The sequence below is a fragment of the Paenibacillus sp. FSL H8-0168 genome, assembly GCF_038592955.1.
GTDB lineage: Bacteria > Bacillota > Bacilli > Paenibacillales > Paenibacillaceae > Paenibacillus > Paenibacillus polymyxa_B.
Genome location: NZ_CP151948.1, coordinates 57,974 through 75,416, shown reverse-complemented (window position 1 = coordinate 75,416; position 17,443 = coordinate 57,974). Strand labels below are relative to the sequence as shown.

The window sequence follows — 17,443 nt, the reverse complement described above, 5'->3', positions numbered from 1 at the left end:
GAACAGCTTCCTTATTGCGCAACAGCAGCAGGAGAAGCAGCGCTTGTAGAAGGCTCATCGTTATCTACCATGTGCAATTGAGATACAAATTGATCCAAAATGCGTACCATATCGTCGCGCTTTGTTTCTTCCATAATAACATCCTTAATACGTGCCGAACCTTTAAACCCTTTGAGGTACCAAGCCAGATGCTTACGCATTTCACGGACAGCTACTGCTTCACCCTTCAATGCAACCAGACGATCCATATGCAGAATGGCAATACGAATTTTTTCTTCCGGTGAAGGATCGGGCAACAGCTCGCCCGTTTGCAGGTACTCAATCGTACGGTAGAGCATCCACGGATTCCCCAGAGCACCACGTCCGATCATAACGCCATCACAATTGGTCAAATCCAGCATACGGCGGGCATCTTCCGGTGATGCCACATCACCGTTTCCAATTACAGGAATGGAAACTGCTTCTTTAACTTCTTTTATAATATCCCAATTCGCATGTCCCGTATACAGTTGCTCCCGTGTACGGCCATGTACGCTAACGGCCTGACCTCCGGCACGTTCAACAGCTCGAGCGTTCTCTACGGCATAAATATGCTCGCTATCCCAACCAATACGCATTTTGACGGTAACCGGCTTGCTTACCGATTCCACTACCGCCGATACCATCTCATAAATCTTGTTTGGATCAAGCAGCCAACGAGCGCCTGCATCACATTTGGTCACTTTGGGAACCGGGCAGCCCATATTGATGTCAATAATATCTGCATTCGTCTCCTGGTCTACGACTTTCGCAGCTTCCACCAAAGATTTGCGGTCGCCTCCAAAAATTTGCAAGCTAAGCGGCTTCTCGCGCTCATCTACAAACAGCATCTCACGTGTACGCTTGTTGCCGTGAATGATGGCCTTATCACTAACCATCTCTGCACATACCAAGCCTGTACCGAATTCCTTGGCGATCAAGCGAAAAGCAGGATTGCACACGCCTGCCATGGGTGCCAAGACGACTTGGTTTTTCATTTCAATATCGCCGATTTTCAACATATCTGTTCACCCCTTTATTCCTTCTTTTATATCGTATACTTATCGTCAATCCGTCAATTCCCGGACTTCAATCTCTAGCGTTTGGGCGATGATGTTCAGCATGTCTGGGTCTACTGTACGATTGCCTCGCTCCACAGCACCTAATACAGTCAAAGATATACCAGTACGTTCTGCCAACTCCTGCTGTGTGAACCCTTTTAGCTTCCGAAAGGCGCGGAGTCGTTGCGCCAGCTGCATGTTTTCCAAAGCTGTATGCCGTCCTTTCCATCCACAGAATTCAATGCAGTATGCACGATACTGTACAGACCGGACGGATCTTGGTTCGGAACGATGTCAGCCAAAGGAACCAGCACAAAAGCACGCTCCAACATACGAGGGTGAGGAAGCTCCAAATCCGGTGTAGCCAGTTGCGCCGCTCCCATCCATAACAAGTCCAGATCAATGGTTCGTGGACCATTAGGAATATGTCTCACTCTCCCCAGACGACTCTCCACCTCCAGCATATATACCAGAAGCTCCTCTGGAGCAAGTGTTGTAGATACGGCTACCGTCATGTTCAAAAAAGAAGGTTGATCCAGATACCCAACAGGCTCTGTTTCGTACAGGCTGGAGCACCGAAGCACCCGTATACCCGGATGTTCGTCCAGCGCCGTAATGGCTTCATACAGGGTATGCTCGCGCTCCCCCAAATTAGCCCCTAAAGCAATATAAGCCTCTGATCCCTCAGAGGTCGAATGTGCATTCATGTATCGTTCCTACTTTCTTGCGCGATAAAGCTCAACCGTCACGCCTTGAAAATGAATATCAAACGGCGGATGCGGCTTTGTGACTTTGACAGTCAGTGCATTGACACTAGTATAAGTGTCCAGTAGGGAAGATGCAATACGTTCGCCCAAAGCTTCAATCAATTGGTAAGATTCCTTTTCTACAATATCTTTAACGGTGTAATGCACCTCGGCGTAATTAACCGTTTTGTCCAAAGCATCCTGCTCACCCGCTTCACGCAGATCAAGCTCCAGTTCCAAATCAATATAGAAACGCTGTCCCAGCTTGCGCTCCTCTGGAAAAACGCCATGATATCCGTAATACTCCATACGATGCAAAACCATTTTATCCATCGTGGGTAGACCCCCTGTTTTTTATTAGATTTTTCTAATCAAGTGACTTTATGCTGGTGGTAGCGGAGCGTTCGCCTTTGCAACGGGATTCTAACAGTCATATGTTTACCAATTCAAAGAATCCCGTTGCAACAGCGATCGTAGGATCAAAGGATTCGTGAAGCGAGCTTTACCCGTCATAACTCAGTGCATTTTTAGACCCGTACACCATCGCATCACACATACGTACGGTGCGCTTGATTTGCGCCACATCGTGTACACGCACAATCTGGCACCCTTGAGCAATGCCAAAAGCAACGGTAGCCGCCGTGCCCTCCACCACATCATTCACAGGCAAATCCAGTGCTGTACGAATAAACCTTTTGCGCGACGTAGCCAATAACAGCGGAAAGCCCAGCTGACTCAATGTATCGAGAGAAGTCATGGCATGAATATTTTCATCATAATCCTTGGCAAAACCGATACCTGGGTCTAAAATGATCTGTTCCTCACGTACCCCCGCATCCAGCGCTAATCGGATACTTTCTTTTAAATCGGACAGCATATCAGAAACTAAATCACTATAGTTACGGTCATGACGATTATGCATCAAAATGACCGGGCAATCGAATTCCGAAGCTACACGTGCCATATCGGGGTCTGCCTTAAACCCCCACACATCATTAATGATATGTGCGCCAGCCTCAAGCGCCTGCCTGGCTACCTCGGCTTTGTAAGTATCTACAGATAACGGAATGTGCGGTGCGATACGATGGATGGCCTGGACGACCGGAATGACCCGAGCCAGCTCCTCTTCCACACCTACTGGATCATGACCCGGGCGAGTAGACTCCCCACCAATGTCAATGATATCCGCTCCATCTTCCACCAGCTTCAATGCATGTAAAACAGCAATCTCGGGACTATAATGTAATCCTCCATCGGAAAATGAATCCGGGGTCACATTCAGTATACCCATGATCTGTGTGGAATGTCCGAGCGTAAGCTCGGCATCCCCCATTCGGTAACTACGTTGATAAAGGGTCGGTATGTTCACTTGATCCCTGCTTTCTGTCTATAATCGTGCAACAGCAAAGCTGTTATGGACCTGGGCTGCGTCAAGAGAACCGATAAGTGGTTCGTTGCTCCTCCCGGCTCCAACAACAAATCCACGGGCCGTATTTCTTGTATAGAGTTGGTCATAAAAATTTCATCAGCCTGTTTCAGCTCGTCCCAGCGGTACAGGCCTTGCTCACAAGGAATGTCTCGCAGATGCGCCAGCTCCAAAATGAACTCACGCGTAATGCCTGGCAGAATCCCTGTAGACAAGTCAGGGGTATACAACGTATTGTTCCGTACAAAGAACAGATTGCTGACCATTCCTTCTGCCAGAAAACCATCCGCCGTAAGCATCATTCCTTCAGCCTTATAACGGACAGCCTCGGCATACTGCTGAAGTTCCCGCTTCGCAAGAATATTATTCATATAATGGAGCGACTTTAAACGAACCTCACCCTCTGGAGTGTTTCTGGGGGTTCGCAACAACTGAAGCGCCGATGGGGAAATGGATTGCCCGGTTTGTGTATTGGTAGAGGGCAACGGTTTCGCAAACAAAATATGGTTGGGGCGCGTATAGTCCCCCGTCGGCAAGCCTAGCACCTCTTCGCCCGCCGATACGGTGTAACGAACATAGGCTTCATCCAGTCCATTCGCCACCATCAGATGTTGGATGTGTCTCGTAAGTTGCTCCTCATCCGGTTGAAAAGGAATGCCGAGCATTCGGCAACCTTCCTGCAGTCGATGCAGATGCCGATCCAGCAAGAATGGAACACCCTTGTAGGTGCGGAATGTTTCAAACAAGCCCATTCCGTATAAAAAGCCGTGATCACTTACGTGAATCACGGCTTTTGCGGCTTCCGTGAGGACGCCGTTGACTCCGATATATTTCATGAATCAGACGCCTACCTTGCGTTTTAGGAAATTGCGTAATAGTTGATGCCCGTAATCTGTAATAATGGATTCTGGATGGAACTGAACTCCTTCTACGGCAAATTCTTTATGCCGCAAACCCATAATTTCACCTTCTGCGGTTTCTGCGGTAATCTCTAGACACTCAGGCAGACTCTCGCGCTCCACCAGCAATGAGTGATACCGGGTTGCTGTGAACGGAGAAGGTAAGCCTTCAAATACCGATGTATTGTGATGAAGAATCGGTGATGTTTTACCGTGCATGAGTCGTTCAGCCCGGATAACCTTACCGCCAAAAGCCTGTCCGATGGCCTGGTGGCCGAGGCAAACGCCAAAAATCGGAATGCGACCTTTAAAATGGCTGATCACATCCAGTGATATCCCCGCCTCATTCGGCGTGCATGGACCCGGCGAGATCAAAATATGCTCTGGTGCCAGCTCTTCTATGCCTTTCACATCAATCTCATCGTTCCGTTTTACGGTTACTTCTTCGCCAAGTTCACCCAAATATTGAACAAGATTGTACGTAAACGAATCATAATTATCAATCACCAAAATCATACGACTCACCCTCCTGTGATACCGCTTCTGCTCAAAGCAGCTTCTTCTTCACCACATTGTACCGCCTTCATGACAGCTCTGGCCTTGTTCCGACATTCCCGATATTCCCTGTACGGGTCTGAATCAATGACGATCCCCGCACCTGTCTGTAAATAGGCAGTGCTGCCTTTAACAGCTAGTGTTCTTATTATAATATTTAATTCCATATTGCCGTTATAGTCAATCCATCCAAGAGACCCTGTATAAGGACCCCGGCGAACGGGCTCTAATTCTTCAATAATTTCCATGGTACGCACCTTGGGTGCCCCGGTAATGGTTCCGCCTGGAAAGGTAGCAGCAATTACATCTATAGCTGTACGACCCTGGGCTAATTTTCCCTCAACCTGAGATACCAGATGCATAACGTGCGAATAGTATTCGACAGTCAGCAGTTCAGGCACATGCACCGATCCGTATTCAGCAATCCGTCCGATATCGTTACGCTCCAGATCGACGAGCATAATATGCTCGGCGCGTTCTTTTTCGCTTGATAGAAGCTCTGCTGCCATAGCGGCATCTTCATCCGGTGTTAGCCCCCTTCTTCTCGTACCTGCAATAGGTCGGGCGCTCACACGTCCATCCTCCAGCTTCACCAACAATTCTGGCGAGCCACTGACGATCCGTAAATCTGGCATACGCAGCATACCCATATAAGGGGAAGGATTCAGCAGACGAAGCCATTCATATATATTTTCAGGGAGGGCTGTAAGGGCACGTTGCTGACGAATCGACAAGTTAACCTGGAATACATCCCCTTGGGCAATGTATTCCTGCACACGTCTTACGGCATGTTCAAAATCTTGTTGGTTGAATGCCGCTGTCCAACCATCAGATTCTTGATGAGCAGCCTCTAACCCCTCTTCGGCAAGCCTAGCACAACGACGAGGGTACGCAGGATCAATCTCTCCTGCATTTATGATGTTATTCCACTGAATCAGCATACGTTCTGCACGTTGGGCAGCTTCCGCATAATGCTCGCAAAGTATGGGATTTGGCCCATCCCGTATAACGGGATTGGTCAAATCGGTATCACGGCTGACTTTATCGGAATGCGCAGGAGCAGGCATATGAACAGCACAATATATGCAGGATTTTTCGTGATCATAAATCCATAGCTCATTCACCCTCATCCATACATAATCAGGTATGCCCGTATCGTCTGCAGCTTGAGATGGCAAACGCTCCAACGAGCGAGCTACATCGTAGCCAAGATAACCCGCAAATCCCCCAGAGAAAAAAGGCATGCCAGGTACACGCGGTGCACGGTAAGGAGCGATCCAGTTGTTCATGACTTTCAAAGGTTGACCATGTATATCTCCATGTTTCCCACTTTGCAAATCAGTCCAAACTGCATGTTCTCCCTTGCCTTCCAATATAGCAACCGGATTTAAGGCCAGATAGGTGTACCGCCCACCTTTAGCGCTCTCCAGCAAAAAGGCATATGGCGACGAATCCTCCCATGCCTTCCGCCACGATGACGGTAGCCCTCCCACAGGTAATGGGTACTCAGCGATATAGGGAAGTATGCTCCAGCCTTCCTCCTGCCAAACCTGCCACTGCGCCTCCGTCACTCTAGCTGTCGATTTCATCCGTGTGTGCTTCCCCTTCCCTACTTTTCAAAAAGTCTACATTCTCTCCTTAAAAAGAAACCCCCACCCCCCTGCAACAGGGAAATGAGGGAATCCTTACGTATAGTATACACAATTACGACATAATTACAGCTCGAAATTGTATAGTGGCGTACTCAGGTAACGTTCTCCATTACTTGGAACAATGACAACGATCCGTTTACCCTTGCCCAATTGCTTAGCAAGTTTCAAAGCCGCATGAACAGCCGCGCCAGATGAAATACCGGACAAAATGCCCTCTTCCTTGGCCACTCTACGTGCTACCTCGAAAGCTTCATCGTTTTCTACATGAATAATTTCATCATAGATATCACGGTTTAAAATTTCAGGAATAAAGTTGGCACCCAGTCCTTGGATCTTGTGGGGTCCTGGCTTACCGCCTGCTAACAGCGGGGAAGAGGCAGGCTCTACAGCCACAACTTTAATATCAGGGAATTCTTTCTTAAGCACTTCTCCGGCACCAGAAATGGTTCCGCCAGTGCCTATTCCCGCTATAAAAGCATCCAGAGTTCCGCCAATGGAACGAATGGCTTCCACAATCTCAGGACCGGTCGTTTCACGGTGAATTTTGATATTAGCTTTGTTCTTGAACTGCTCAGCAGCAAAATAATCCGGATTTTCACTCAGCAATTCTTCCATTTTCTTAACGGACCCATTCATGCCTTCTGATCCTGGTGTTAACACAAGCTCGGCTCCATAAGCACGCAACAAATTACGACGCTCTATGCTCATCGTTTCTGGCATAACGATGACTGCCTTATAGCCCTTCGCAGCAGCTACCATAGCCAAGCCGATTCCTGTATTACCGCTTGTTGCTTCAATAATGGTACCGCCTGGCTTAAGCAGACCTTCACGTTCAGCTTCTTCTACCATGCTAATCGCAATACGATCTTTTACACTGGAGCCTGGGTTCTGATATTCCAGTTTCAAATAGATTTCGGCGCTACCTTCCGGTACGATCCGGTTGAGGCGAACGAGGGGTGTTTCTCCGATAAGTTCGGTAATGTTATTAACAACTTTAGCCATGATAATTCCTCCCTGACTGTAGATGATATATTAAAAATTGCGAAATCATATTGTAGATGATTCTTAGTCAATTACTTTCATTTTGTGCCGTTCATTAATTTCCGATAAAAATAGTTGGTTTTATACACTAATCATAACAATCTTCAATTCCAATGTCAATACGAGTGAATAAGCCGCGATGCTGGCAACCCGCGTTATCAGCATCGTGCTTCCTTCAAACCAATATTCTTTCACTACGTTGCAGAGAAGTTTAGGATGCATTCTTTCCAGATAAAATACGCGCTCCATATTTATCACGCAGACCCTTCTCGACCTCTTCCAAAGGAGCGGCTTGTGCAAGCGCAAGAGATCGGCGAATTTGCTGCCGGATCAGCTGTTTATCCGGAGAATTCTTCAACCTTACATCCTGTACATAAATGACAGCATAGCCATCGTTAACAGAGATCGGACCTGCAACATCCCCAGAGCTTAGCTCTCTCGCCGCCTTCATGATCGCCTCCGGTTGCAATGGATCATATTCATCCACCCATCCCAGCTGTCCACTGCTATATTTGTCGAAAGGTTTACCTGCATGCTCTTGAATCAGCACATCGAAGCTCTCCCCCTGCTTAACCCGATCTAGCAACGCTTCTGCTTCCTCCGCATTATCCACATAAAGAGCTGCCATTTGGATCTGCTTACCGACGGCAAATTCCTCAGGATGCTGCTCCCAATACTCGTCAATCTCCGCTTCCTGAACCTGAATACCTTGCGTGGCTATTTTCTCCAAACCAATCCGGTATTCCGCTTCATTCCGCAAATCAACCGGACCTAAGCCAAACTGTCGCTGCATTTCATCAAAATAGGCATGATCTGAGTCATACCCTTTACTATCCTGCTCCAGCACCTGCTGTAGATCCTCTTGGGTGATCTTGATACCGAGACGCTTGGTTTCAGCCTGCACGGCTTTACGATTCAACATTTGCAACAGCGTATTGGTTCCATATCGCTTTTTCAGTTCCGCTACCCACTGTTCCTCCGATATGCCTTCCTGACCCATCTCCGCCACAGTATGATCGCCGTCATCCTTGCTTACATCACCCGGCTTTGACAGCCCCCGAAGCATGATAAGACCACCCAAGGCGGCGACGCTAACGGTCAGAATAATGACAGCTGTCCATAATCCTTTTTCCCGTGTAGTCATCGCTTGCACCGCCCATCCGGTTAGGCTTTGGCTTGATCTAACAGATTTTGCAATTCATCTTTATTAAACTGATAAGCCTCATTACAAAAGTGACATACGACCTCAGCCTGTCCTTCTTCTTCAATCAACTGCTCTAATTCGCTTTCTCCCAAACTGATCAATGTTTTTTCCACGCGCTCACGTGAACACTCACATTGAAAATGGATATCCAATTCATCGAGAATCCGAACGTCCGGCAGCATCCAGCGCAGCATTTCATCCAGTTCCAACCCTTGATCCAGCAAAGCAGTAACGGGTGGAATGGAGCTGACTGCATTTTCGATCGCAGTAATCTCATCATCATTCAAGCCTGGAAGCAACTGAATAATAAATCCACCGGCCACAATAACCGAGTTATCAGTATCTACCAGCACACCCAAGCCCACCGCTGACGGGGTCTGTTCCGATTTGGCAAAATAATAGGTAAAGTCCTCACCCAGTTCACCGGAAATAATCGGAGTACTGCCGCGATACGGTTCTTTTAACCCCAAATCCTTGATGATATGAATGAAACCCTCTGTACCCACGGCACCCGCTACATCCAGTTTGCCCATACTATTGCTCGGCAAATGCACATGCGGTTCAGTAACATAACCTCGCACTTCCCCTACAGCATTGGCATCAACGACGATTTGCCCAATCGGTCCATCACCTTTAACTTGAATGGTCAATCGCTCTTTGCCTTTTAGCATAGACCCCATAATAGCACCTGCTGTGAGGGTTCGCCCCAAAGCAGCGGTTGCCGTAGGATGAGTATCATGCCTTCTCCGCAATTCCTCTACCAATTGAGTTGTCCGAACAGCAAAAGCTCTAACCCTTCCATCCATGGCTGTGCCACGAATAAGTCGATCCTGCTTATTTTCCATATTGATATCCTCCCCTATTCTCCAGGACAGCTATGCTGCTTATTTTCGTTAGTATGGCTCATCATTGAAGCATAATTTCCTATTATATAAACAACCTGCATCGACAGATCACGCGAATTGTTCAAAAACGTAACATATTTCAGTATAGACGAAAAACGCCGCTAATCCAAACCGATAAGATCATCGGTTGGACTCAGCGGCAGCTTATATCCACTTTTTTATTCGGCGTTACGTTGGTAAATGATGCGTAATCCTTCGAGCGTCAACATCGGCAACACTTTCTGTATGCTCTCTGTCTCTGATGCGATTAGCTCTGCAAGACCTCCGGTAGCAATAACCGTAGGCTCCGCCTGCATTTCTTCCTTAATGCGCCTCACAATGCCATCCACTTGCCCAGCATAACCGAAGATGATCCCAGCTTGCATGGCATGAACCGTATTACGACCAATAACCTTTTTGGGCTTCTCCAACTCGATGCGGGGCAGCTTGGAAGCCCGTTGATACAGTGCCTCCGTCGAAATCCCGATCCCCGGCACAATAACACCGCCCAAGTAGTTTCCCTTATCGTCAATACAATCAAACGTCGTCGCTGTTCCAAAGTCCACCACAACCAGCGGCCCGCCGAACCGTTCGACAGCCGCAACAGCGTTCACGATCCGATCCGCACCTACTTCACGTGGATTCTCATAACGCAGGTTAAGACCAGTCTTGATTCCCGGCCCGACGATTAACGGCGTTTTGCCTATGTATTTATCGCACATTTCTTCTAATACACGGACCAATGGCGGAACGACAGAGGAAATAATAACTCCCTGGATGTCATCCTTTAATACGCCACCCATACTAAAAAGATTATGTATGAGTACGCCGTATTCATCTGCGGTTGCCTGTCTGGAGGTACTGATCCGGTAATGGTGCAACAGCTCCCGCCCTTCGTATATCCCCAGAACAATATTGGTATTACCTACATCCACTACAAGAATCAATGGGTGTCACCTATCTTTCTTTGCGTTAAGGTCAAGGCTGATATCCAAATTATGAAAAGAGTATGTCAGCCTGCCTACAGAAATTACATCTACGCCACTCTCAGCCATCTCACGCACTGTATCCAGCGATACATTGCCTGAGGCTTCTGTTTTGACATGTGGTGCCCGTTCCCGAATGAACCGAACGGCTTCCTTCATATCTGGGGCAGACATGTTATCCAGCATAATGATATCCGCCCCAGCTTCTAGGGCTTCCTGAACTTGTTTCATGTTTTCCGTCTCTACTTCAATCGTCATCGTATGCGGTATATTCGCGCGCGCTCGACTCACAGCTTGTTCAATCCCACCTGCGCCCTTAATATGATTATCCTTAATCATAACAGCATCGTACAGGCCAAAACGATGATTCGAGCCACCGCCTACACGAACAGCATACTTCTCCAGCAGTCGATGTCCCGGTGTTGTTTTACGTGTATCCACCAAGCGAGTGGACAGACCATGCAATTGATCTATAAAAGCCCGAGTCCGCGTGGCAATACCAGACATCCGTTGGAGCAGATTTAACGCCAATCGCTCCCCGGTCAGGATTGCATGGGTACTCCCCGTTACTTCTGCCAAAACGCTCCCCTTTTCAATCCACTGTCCATCGACTACCAGCGGAGTGAACGACAAGGAAGGGTCCACTACCTGAAATACAAGGGCAGCCACGGGTAACCCCGCAACCACGCCGCTCTCCTTGGCATGAATGACAGCCTTGGATTGGTGGCCCTGCTCAATTGTCCAGCGCGTGGTCACATCGCCAGAGCCCGTATCTTCTCGCAGCCAGCTGCGAATTTGTGCCGTCAGTTCTTCCTGATATCCACTAAACTCTCCATAAAGCTCGCTGTTAGATGTCATGAACGTACTCCTCCGTTATCCCTTGCTCACGTCGCTGCTGAACATGCTTTCGCCAGACGCTATCATCTGTCTCAGGGAAATCCTCGCGATAATGCGCTCCCCGGCTCTCCTCACGCAGCAGCGCACCATCTGTTACTAATAAAGCACAGGTGAGCAAATTGGCAAATTCGATCTCTTCCCGGCTAGCGATCGCAGCCTCAAAAATAGGCATTAGCCCTTGCAACTCATCTAATGCTGCTTGCAGCCCTTCGCCGTGCCGACGAACTCCAGCATAACGAACCATTGCTTCTTGCAGCCTATGCCGCTGCTCCGCGACGGATGAAGCCGGGAACTCTGTACGGTTATCGCTATAAGATATCAACGTATGGCCGACTAGCGGTGGCAATGAATGCAGTCGCTCAATAATCCTGCTGGCGAATACAATAGCTTCAGATAACGAATTGCTCGCCAGACGATTAGCTCCGTGAACACCTGTAGAAGAAGTTTCCCCGCAGGCGAACAAACGCGCAATGGAGCTTTCCCCGTGTAGATTAGTCTGAACACCACCCATCATATAATGGGCAGCAGGCGCAATGGGGATCCAGTCTGTCGTCATATCCAAACCAAATGACAGACATGTCCGATAAATGGTTGGAAAACGTTGCTTCACCCGCTCAGGTGGCTCATGCGTAATATCCAGGTATACAAACGCAGCTTGGGTGCGTTCCATTTCATGAATGATAGCACGAGCTACGATATCTCTGGGTGCAAGCTCCTGCCGGGAATCATACTTGTCCATGAAGCGTTCTCCGTGAATATTGCGTAATACGGCTCCTTCTCCCCGTACAGCTTCGGAAATTAGAAACCTTGGAGCGCCCGGATGGCACAACGCCGTAGGATGAAACTGTATGAATTCCATATCCCGTACAATCGCCCCTGCACGATATGCCATAGCGATACCATCCCCGGTTGCAATATCCGGGTTGGTCGTATAACGGTATAATTGCCCGCTACCTCCTGAGCACAAAATCGTTGCATTAGCAGTGATATACGACCTTTCCCCACCTGGCTTTTGGACGAGGGCTCCAATACACTCACCATGCTCCGTCAGCAGATCAATTACCATGCATTCTTCCCACACTTCGATACCGGGATGGGCAGCAACCTGGTCTGATAAGGCACGTACAATTTCATAACCGGTAGCATCTCCATTCGCATGCAAAATACGCCGGTGACTATGCGCTCCTTCCCGTGTCAACGCTAGTTCACCATCCACACGGTCAAAAGCCGTTCCCATACGTATTAACTCTTGAATACCAACTGGACCTTCATGGACAAGGGTACTGACCGCCTCAGATTCACACAGACCTGCACCAGCAATCAGAGTATCTTCCATATGATAAGCTGGTGTATCCTCGTCCGATGTGACAGCAGCAATGCCGCCTTGAGCATAACGCGTGTTGCTTTCCATCAAAGTCTTCTTGGTAATCAGCAACACTTTCCGATTCTCCGCAGCCTTAATCGCCGTATATAAGCCCGCAATCCCCGAGCCGATAATTAACACGTCGGCCTCCAATCGGGTCAAGTCCGCTACATCAAAATCAACTAGATATCTTGGAATCATGCCTTCACCTGATTTCACAGAAGAATAGCGCACACCATAAGTTCTACAGTATGCGCTCACGTATATGTTCAAAATGATAGAGAGTCGATTGCAGCGACTGTTGGCTTTTATACGCTAAGAAGACGACAGCCGTTTATTTAACAATAAATGTACACAACGTTCCGATGTCTGTCAAATCACGTTAGCAATAATCTTCCATTTAAAAAACTCCGGAAAACCAATAATACCTGGTTCCCCGGAGCTTACCTATACGCTTATTCAACTATCCATCGGATGATTAGGTTGTTGTCGGTGGAGTACCACCGGAGTTGCCCGAATTGTTATCATCCTCTGGCTTTTTCAGATTAGGGATATCATTCGGTTGATCCGTTGTATTCTTAGGCTCGTCATCCTTACCTTGAATACGTACACGGACGTCTCCAATGTTGTCGATCACAGGCTCACCGTTTTCCGGTGTTCCTTCTCCCTCAGTCGTGCCACCATCCAAAGAACCTGTCTCGATCAAACGTTTGATTTGTTCAAGTTCCAGAGTTTCTTCTACCAGCAAGGTTTGAGCAATCAAATGAACCTCTTTGGAATACTTGGTCAGGAGTTCTCTAGCACGCTCATAAGACTCAGTGATGAAGCGATTCATCTCCTGGTCAATCTGATAAGCGATCTGATCACTGTAGTTCTGCTCATGACCGATATCGCGTCCAAGGAATACTTGGCCTTGTGAAGTACCGAACTGCATCGGACCAAGCTTCTCACTCATACCATATTCTACGATCATGCTGCGTGCAATGCTTGTCGCTTGCTGGAAGTCGCTATAGGCTCCCGTTCCGATCTCACCAATGAACAGTTCCTCGGATACGCGTCCACCCAACAATCCAGTGATTTTGTCCAGCAATTCCTGCTTGGTTGTCAACATGCGGTCTTCCTTCGGAAGCATGATGACATATCCGCCTGCACGTCCACGTGGAATAATCGTTACCTTATGAACCATATCCGCATTTTCCAAGAAGAAGCCGATAATCGTATGGCCTGCTTCATGATAAGCAACAATTCGTTTCTCGCGGTCACTGATTACGCGGCTGCGTTTTTCGGTACCTACGATAACACGGTCGATAGCTTCATCTACTTCTCGCATCGAGATATCTCTGCGGTTACGACGAGCCGCCAACAAAGCAGCTTCGTTCAACAGATTTTCCAGATCAGCGCCTGTAAAGCCTGTTGTACGTTTCGCAATTACGTCCAATTTAACATCCTTCGTTAATGGCTTGTTGCGAGCATGTACATACAATACTGCTTCACGGCCTTTAACATCTGGACGGTCAACCGTAATTTGACGGTCAAAACGTCCTGGACGAAGCAACGCCGGGTCTAAGATATCGGGACGGTTTGTAGCCGCTACGATGATGATACCTTCGTTTGCACCGAATCCATCCATCTCTACGAGCAATTGGTTGAGCGTCTGCTCACGTTCATCATGTCCGCCACCCAATCCGGCGCCACGTTGACGTCCAACGGCATCAATCTCATCAATGAAGATGATACAAGGCGCGTTCTTCTTCGCATTCTCGAACAAATCGCGAACACGAGAAGCACCGACCCCGACGAACATTTCTACAAAATCAGAACCCGAGATGCTGAAAAACGGTACTCCGGCCTCGCCTGCAACAGCTCTCGCCAAGAGTGTTTTACCCGTACCTGGAGGGCCTACTAACAGAACACCTTTTGGAATACGAGCGCCCACAGCTGCAAACTTGCGTGGGTCCTTCAAGAATTCTACAACTTCGACAAGCTCTTGCTTCTCTTCGTCAGCCCCTGCCACGTCCTCGAACGTAACCTTCTTCTTCTCTTCGTTATACAGACGGGCTTTGCTCTTGCCGAAGTTCATAACTTTGCCGCCACCGCCCTGTGCCTGATTAAACAGGAAGAAGAACAGCAGGAACATGATCACCAAAGGAATGATAGAAGTCAAAAACGTCAGCCAAATGCTTTCGCCTTCCATTTTCTTCTGCACGTATTCAAACCCGTTCGTTTCGCTGGCGTTCACCAGTTCACTTAGTGCTTGATCCGTTGGTGGAACATATACGGAAAAATTGGTCGATTTAGCATTAGCCGGCTGCTTCTTATATGCACCGGTTACAAGATAGGCGTAACCGTCAAATTGGACCGTTACTTTAGAGATGTTATTAGCTTTAACCTCTTGCCGTAATTGGTCATATCTAGGGAGATCGGAGGCTTCGTTACTGTTGCTAACAAACTGAACGATACCCACCACAACTAAAAAAAGAATCAAATAAAAACCAGAATTCCGGATGAACCGATTCATCCCCTACCTCCTCTCGAGACACTTAAGTTATTTTACCATAGCCTGTAAGTCCTTCTCAACAAAGGGCCTTATTTAGTCCTAGGACTGGAGGCTGAGATTAGCTGGTGTAGATTTCCGGCTTTAAAATCCCTATGTATGGGAGGTTCCGGTAGTGCTCGGCATAGTCCAGACCATAGCCGACAACAAACGCATCTGGAAGCGTAAATCCAGTATAATCTGCTTCAAGATTAACTGTCCGGCGTGCAGGCTTATCGAACAAGGTTACGACACATACCGAATTGGCATTACGGTTTTTAAGCAATTCAATCAAATGCGTCAGCGTCAGGCCGCTGTCGATAATATCTTCGACAATCAGAACGTCGCGTCCTTCCACAGATGCGTCCAAATCCTTAATGATTTTGATGATACCTGAGGATTTTGTGGATGCTCCGTAACTTGATACAGCCATGAAATCAAGCTCCAACGGCACTGTAATGGTTTTAACCAAATCAGCCATAAAGATAAACGCACCTTTCAGTACGCAAATCACCAATGGATTTTTACCTTCATATTTCACGCTGAGCTGTGCACCCAATTCCTTAATTTTACTCTGAATTTCTTCTTCGCTGATCAATATTTCCTGAATATCATTTTGCAACGGTGTAAACCTCCTAAGTTTATACTATGAAAGCCGTTCCTGCGCAATTACCGGTGCCCCGGACTCTCTCGTCTTTGCCATGACATATATATAACCGAAGACGTGTGCTTTTGCACTGCGGCATGTACAGAACGTCGTACGCCCGGAATCCAGAGAATAGCTCCAGCGTGGTCGCAGACGATGGGAGTAACGGAACGCATTGAAGGAGGTATTTTTTCATCAATAAAAATATCTTTAACCTTTTTTCTTCCGTTTAATCCCATTACATACATGGTATCTCCAGGTAATCGCGAGCGTACAGTCAAAGGCAGACTCAATTGATCTGCGTCGAACCACGCTTCCTCCTTATTCGCCGGATGGTCCGCATCCGAATAGGAAGCCCTTCGCCACCGAAGTATACCACCTGCCTCAGGCAACTCTAGCTCACCGGAAAAAGGCAATACACTTAGTCCATAGCACCATTCGCCCATAACGACTTGCGTACGGTCAAACAAAACCGCCTGGTCATATTCGCGGACTCCAACCGCACCGCCTCCTAAGTCCAAACTCCATGTAGACGATGCCTCTTGGAGAAGTCTTAGTCGAACGGTCTCAATTTTACGAAAATCAAAATTTTCACTGTCCGAAGGCAGATAATTTAATATTAGTTTAATCAACCTCCGTTGTAAAGCAACGGATAGCTTACGGTATGAAGCGATGGGAAACATGTACCTGCCATTATCCAAGCGCACCATTTTCTCGTATGCCGACAGCGTGGATGCCTCCATAAAGTCATTTTCGTCAGCCATCGTTTCGGCCAGCCGGTTTAGGGACGGTGTCAGTCGCTCATTATATTGCCCCAAAAAAGGAAGCACATCCATGCGAATGGCGTTACGACGGTATTTGGATGATAAATTAGTGCTGTCTATCACATAGGAAAGATCATAAAAGTTACAAAACTCAATCAGGTCAGCCTTGTACATACGTAGCAGCGGGCGAATGAGTTGCACATTTTTTTCCCTGCGCGCCAAACGCATACCTGCCAAACCTGCTGGGCCGCTACCACGTAGCAAGTGCAAGAGAACCGTTTCGGCTTGATCGTCGCCGTGGTGAGCCATTGCAATATGCTGTGCTTCCCACTTTGTAGCCATATCATGTAAAAAGCTGTAGCGCAGCTCGCGGGCTGCTTCCTGTGGTCCCTTCCCGCTCTCCTTCATATAAGCGGGTACATCCACCCGAGTCATTTCAAATGGTAGTTCGAGCTTTCGGGCAATATTGCGTACCTCTTCAGCCTCCGCATCCGATTCCTCTGGTCTGAAGCCATGATGAACGTGAGCGCAGACGAGTTGTAAAGGCATATGTATAACGGATATTTCATGTAAAATGTGCAAAAGGGCCACCGAATCCGGCCCACCGGATACAGCAACCACAATGCGGTCTCCGGGGCTCCACAGTGAATGATCTCGCGCCAAGGCGAGCACTTCCTGTACAACACCGGTCGGTTTTGTTGTTCCCATTTACGACCCTCTTTTCTCCCGACCGTAAAAATGATGATCATCTGTTATCTTATGTAAGTC

General features: G+C 47.9%; 17 protein-coding genes. All 17 read right to left on the bottom strand.

What is annotated here, in order from left to right; genetic code table 11:
* Positions 1–11: 11 nt before the first annotated feature.
* Positions 12–1,040, bottom strand: coding sequence for a tRNA dihydrouridine synthase DusB (gene dusB / locus MHI21_RS00360; RefSeq protein WP_250259961.1), 1,029 nt, complete (start codon positions 1,038–1,040; stop codon positions 12–14).
* Between the two features lie 45 nt (positions 1,041–1,085).
* A complete protein-coding gene (locus MHI21_RS00355; protein ID WP_235306857.1) occupies positions 1,086–1,286 on the bottom strand; it encodes a helix-turn-helix transcriptional regulator in 201 nt (66 codons plus the stop codon).
* Positions 1,238–1,786: a 2-amino-4-hydroxy-6-hydroxymethyldihydropteridine diphosphokinase gene (gene folK / locus MHI21_RS00350; RefSeq protein WP_069290765.1), complete on the bottom strand. Its 549-nt coding sequence runs from the start codon at positions 1,784–1,786 to the stop codon at positions 1,238–1,240. The genes MHI21_RS00355 and folK overlap by 49 nt, the downstream gene beginning before the upstream one ends.
* Positions 1,787–1,795: 9 nt before the next feature.
* A complete protein-coding gene (gene folB / locus MHI21_RS00345; protein ID WP_023986457.1) occupies positions 1,796–2,158 on the bottom strand; it encodes a dihydroneopterin aldolase in 363 nt (120 codons plus the stop codon).
* Between the two features lie 169 nt (positions 2,159–2,327).
* Positions 2,328–3,194 carry a dihydropteroate synthase gene (gene folP, locus MHI21_RS00340; protein WP_075153520.1) on the bottom strand — a complete coding sequence of 289 codons (867 nt, stop codon included), beginning with the start codon at positions 3,192–3,194 and terminating at the stop codon, positions 2,328–2,330.
* On the bottom strand, positions 3,191–4,087 hold the full coding sequence (locus tag MHI21_RS00335; RefSeq protein WP_342419184.1) for an aminotransferase class IV: 897 nt from the start codon (positions 4,085–4,087) through the stop codon (positions 3,191–3,193). Before MHI21_RS00335 ends, folP begins: the two co-directional genes overlap by 4 nt.
* Before the next feature lie 3 nt (positions 4,088–4,090).
* Positions 4,091–4,666 carry an aminodeoxychorismate/anthranilate synthase component II gene (pabA, locus tag MHI21_RS00330; protein WP_013308153.1) on the bottom strand — a complete coding sequence of 192 codons (576 nt, stop codon included), beginning with the start codon at positions 4,664–4,666 and terminating at the stop codon, positions 4,091–4,093.
* Between the two features lie 5 nt (positions 4,667–4,671).
* Positions 4,672–6,294 (bottom strand): anthranilate synthase component I family protein, encoded by a 1,623-nt coding sequence (locus MHI21_RS00325; protein ID WP_069290762.1) that lies wholly within the window; start codon positions 6,292–6,294, stop codon positions 4,672–4,674.
* Positions 6,295–6,420: 126 nt separating this feature from the next.
* Positions 6,421–7,359 carry a cysteine synthase A gene (gene cysK, locus MHI21_RS00320; RefSeq protein ID WP_342419183.1) on the bottom strand — a complete coding sequence of 313 codons (939 nt, stop codon included), beginning with the start codon at positions 7,357–7,359 and terminating at the stop codon, positions 6,421–6,423.
* Between the two features lie 250 nt (positions 7,360–7,609).
* Positions 7,610–8,542, bottom strand: coding sequence for a peptidyl-prolyl cis-trans isomerase (locus MHI21_RS00315; protein ID WP_342419182.1), 933 nt, complete (start codon positions 8,540–8,542; stop codon positions 7,610–7,612).
* Positions 8,543–8,562: 20 nt separating this feature from the next.
* Positions 8,563–9,447: an Hsp33 family molecular chaperone HslO gene (gene hslO, locus MHI21_RS00310; RefSeq protein ID WP_061831243.1), complete on the bottom strand. Its 885-nt coding sequence runs from the start codon at positions 9,445–9,447 to the stop codon at positions 8,563–8,565.
* Positions 9,448–9,665: 218 nt separating this feature from the next.
* Positions 9,666–10,433 carry a type III pantothenate kinase gene (locus MHI21_RS00305; protein ID WP_076294550.1) on the bottom strand — a complete coding sequence of 256 codons (768 nt, stop codon included), beginning with the start codon at positions 10,431–10,433 and terminating at the stop codon, positions 9,666–9,668.
* Positions 10,434–10,439: 6 nt separating this feature from the next.
* Positions 10,440–11,330, bottom strand: coding sequence for a carboxylating nicotinate-nucleotide diphosphorylase (gene nadC, locus MHI21_RS00300; RefSeq protein WP_061831244.1), 891 nt, complete (start codon positions 11,328–11,330; stop codon positions 10,440–10,442).
* Positions 11,320–12,933 carry an L-aspartate oxidase gene (nadB, locus tag MHI21_RS00295; protein WP_342419181.1) on the bottom strand — a complete coding sequence of 538 codons (1,614 nt, stop codon included), beginning with the start codon at positions 12,931–12,933 and terminating at the stop codon, positions 11,320–11,322. The genes nadC and nadB overlap by 11 nt, the downstream gene beginning before the upstream one ends.
* Before the next feature lie 277 nt (positions 12,934–13,210).
* Entirely contained in the window at positions 13,211–15,250 is a 2,040-nt protein-coding gene (ftsH, locus tag MHI21_RS00290) for an ATP-dependent zinc metalloprotease FtsH (RefSeq protein ID WP_069290759.1), read from the bottom strand.
* A gap of 97 nt (positions 15,251–15,347) precedes the next feature.
* A complete protein-coding gene (hpt, locus tag MHI21_RS00285) occupies positions 15,348–15,887 on the bottom strand; it encodes a hypoxanthine phosphoribosyltransferase (protein WP_025721686.1) in 540 nt (179 codons plus the stop codon).
* A 47-nt stretch (positions 15,888–15,934) separates the two neighbouring features.
* The gene (gene tilS / locus MHI21_RS00280; RefSeq protein ID WP_053324327.1) at positions 15,935–17,383 is read right to left on the bottom strand and encodes a tRNA lysidine(34) synthetase TilS; all 1,449 of its coding nucleotides are present in this window, start codon (positions 17,381–17,383) and stop codon (positions 15,935–15,937) included.
* Positions 17,384–17,443: the final 60 nt, after the last annotated feature.